Origin of the sequence: Candidatus Accumulibacter vicinus (assembly GCF_000584955.1) — a bacterium.
Classification (GTDB): Bacteria; Pseudomonadota; Gammaproteobacteria; order Burkholderiales; family Rhodocyclaceae; genus Accumulibacter; species Accumulibacter vicinus.
Genome location: NZ_JDSS02000031.1, coordinates 176137 through 179054, shown reverse-complemented (window position 1 = coordinate 179054; position 2918 = coordinate 176137). Strand labels below are relative to the sequence as shown.

1 pseudogene is annotated in these 2918 nt (G+C 59.8%); it reads right to left on the bottom strand.

Going from position 1 to position 2918, the window contains the following annotated elements:
• Positions 1-2449: pseudogene (locus tag CAPSK01_RS15015) on the bottom strand (hypothetical protein); the annotation flags it as partial.
• Positions 2450-2918 lie beyond the last annotated feature (469 nt).

Genomic DNA, 2918 nt, shown 5'->3' with positions numbered 1-2918 from the left:
TGCGCTCGATGGGGGTCGGCGTGGCGTCTTCGTCGGCGGCGTCGAGGGTGATGCCGAGCTTGCCGTCGGTGAAGTTCCTGACGACGAGGCGATCGCTGCCGGCGGCGATGTGGAGGGTCTGGCTGCCGTCGGCCTCGCTGCTGCGGGTGTAGGTGTATTTCCTGTCGGCGCTTCGCCAGAAGCCGGTGCCGGCAGCGGTTTCTTTGCCGCCGCTGAGGGTGTCGCTGTCGAAGAGGATCCGGCCACCCAGAGCGTCGGGGTCGGTGAGGGTGTCTCCGCCGTCGCCGCTGGCGAAGACGTAGGTGTCGTCGCCGCGGCCGCCATTGAGGAGGTCGTTGCCCTGGCCGCCTTCGAGGGTGTCGTCGCCGGTGCCGCCGAGGAGGGTGTCGGCGCCTTTGCCGCCGTCGATTTGATCGTTACCCGCCATTCCGTAAAGATGGTCATAGTCTCCGCTGCCGTTGATCGTATCGCCGGTCGCACTTCCGAAAATGATCTGGTGGTCGTAGAGGCTCAAGCCCACGCCATCGATGGACAGCGTGGTGTTTGAGGCCATGTCGACGAAATCCCAGTTGCCGTCGACGGCACTGGTGTCCCAATCTTCGTCATAGGATTTCGGGCCGTTGCGCAGGATGTCGTTGTCGTCGAGTTCGCCACGGTCGTATTTCATCTTCCACATCAGCATCGCAGCGCGATCCTGCAGGTACAGCTCGGTCATGCTGCCGGTGCCGGTGGCCTCGTCGTAGAGATCGAGCGAGCTGTCGGTGTTGTGGCGGTCGTAGGAGATGTCAGTTACAACAAACGGATTCAATTCCCGAAGCGCATAGCGCCAGGCGATGTCGGTCTTCGCTTTGGCTACGATTTCTTCACGGCTCAAGGTGGTGTCGATGGTGTACTCGTTACCATTGAGGTCAGCGGGAAGCGAGGAGGTAATCGGGCTGTTCTCACCGAAGACCAGCTTCGACAACCGGTCGAGGATATCGCGCTGGCCATTCTCATCGCGATCATCCAGAATTTGGTAAAACTTCAGCGCCCCTTCGGCGCCGAAGTAGCCGCCGGCCAGCATGCCGCCGACAACAATTGCCCCCGCCAGCGGCACCGAGAGCGTGGCGCCTGCCACCGCCAATACCCCAACGAGAAGGCCGCCGATTGCAGCGCCGATGATCCCGCCCAGTTCGGAGCCTGCGGCATCGACCGCCCATTCCTTCATGATGTTCTTGGCTTTCTCGTCGTCACCGGCGGTGCTGGCGGCCTCAGCATCGTACGCGGCCAGCGAGAAGCTCACAGCCACGAACACCAGCCCCAGCTTGTTCAACGCCTTGCCGACACCGCTTGCGGCAAGGGTCTTGGCCGCATCTTCACCCACCTTCACGCCGGCCTTGAATCGGGTGAGTTGGTCTTCGGTGAGCAGGGCTAATTCGTCGCGGAATCTGTTGAATGTCAAAGGGTCATTCAACTGCCGTGCGACTTCGTCCGGGGTCATGCGTTTAAATGATTCGAGGTTCTGGTTTGAAAGTTCGCTTAGTATCGATTGCACCTTGGCGTTCGCGAGCATGTAGTCGATGGCTTGCTCGCCGCCGCCGGCCGCGATCAAATGCCGGAGTTCGAAGCCGTTGATTCGCTGATCGCCGAAGATGTCGGGGGATTTCGTCAGCAGCGTTTTGAGTTCCGTCTGCTCGAGGATGCTCGAATCGGGAACATTCTCGGCAATCAGCCGGAAATCGCCGGTCGCCTGTTCGACAAAGCTCTTCGATGCCAGATCCCACAGCGAGAGCTTGTCTGGGTCGTAGGGGAGACGGTTGTTTTGCGCATCGGTGTTGTTGAGGATGCGACGGACGAAGTCTTCCCTGAGGGCGTTTCTTTCGGTTGCTGGCAAGTCGTTGTAGCCGGCGATGGTGAGGGTGTCGACACCGCTGCTGGCGCCGGTGCTGGTGAGGCGGCTGGTTTGGTCGCTGCCAAGGAAGCTGAACAGGAGGGTGCCGGACCAGGCGGCGTTTTGTTTTTTCGAAGCAGCAGTGTCGCTCGGGTCACTATCGAACAAGATTTCACCCACGGCGACCGCATCCGCGCCTGCGATCCGCGTGATGTCGGGGACTTGGCCACGGGGCCAGCCGTCGACGGGTTGATTATCCCCGAGCAGGTCGGCAATCAAATTCTTCGCGACAGCATCCGAAGCGATTTGCATCTGGTCCGGTGTGATGGTGGTGCTGTAACGCAGCTGATATTGCATATCGCTATAGGCGCGAATGAGCGCCGACATGGCGCCCCGGCCGACGTTGGCTTCGGTGGCGCCGCGCAGCCAGAGCACAGCAGAGTCGGTACTCGGTACGCCTTTATATTCGAGCAGGTCGGCGAGCCAGGTGTAGATTTCCCAGTAGCCGATTTGCTTGGCCGCCGCCTGATTGCTCTTGAGGGTGAGAATGTCGAGTTCGCTGGTAGTGAGGGTGATCATGATCAGTTGGCTTTTTTGATGAGTTGGAGAACGCGAGCGGTTTCTTGATAGATTTCCGGCCAGTCAGGGCCGTGTTTGCGATGAAAACGCATGCCGACAAAGATGCCGGGCTGCAAGTAGAACCCGGTGGTGCAACGGTCGCTTCCTGGATTGCTTCCGTCCGCGCAACCAACCGTGGGGTGGTCGCCATCGGTCCCTTCGAGATCAGTCGCGGCATAGATCAGGCCAGTGAGTGAGCCATCCGGTCTTTTGACGCGCCATTCTTCTAACCCAGGTCGTACTGTGTTCTTGCTGACCAGCCGGCCTTCTTTTTCGGCAATCAGAAGTCCTTCGTACCCAGTAGGTTTTGGGGGTGGGAGATTGTTCGAGCGGAGGAAGATTTCGATGGAATAGTCGTACCCGTCTCCCGGCTGCTTTTTTTCGGGCGGATCTTCCCCCAGCCAGCAAGCGCAGTTATGCTGTAACTATC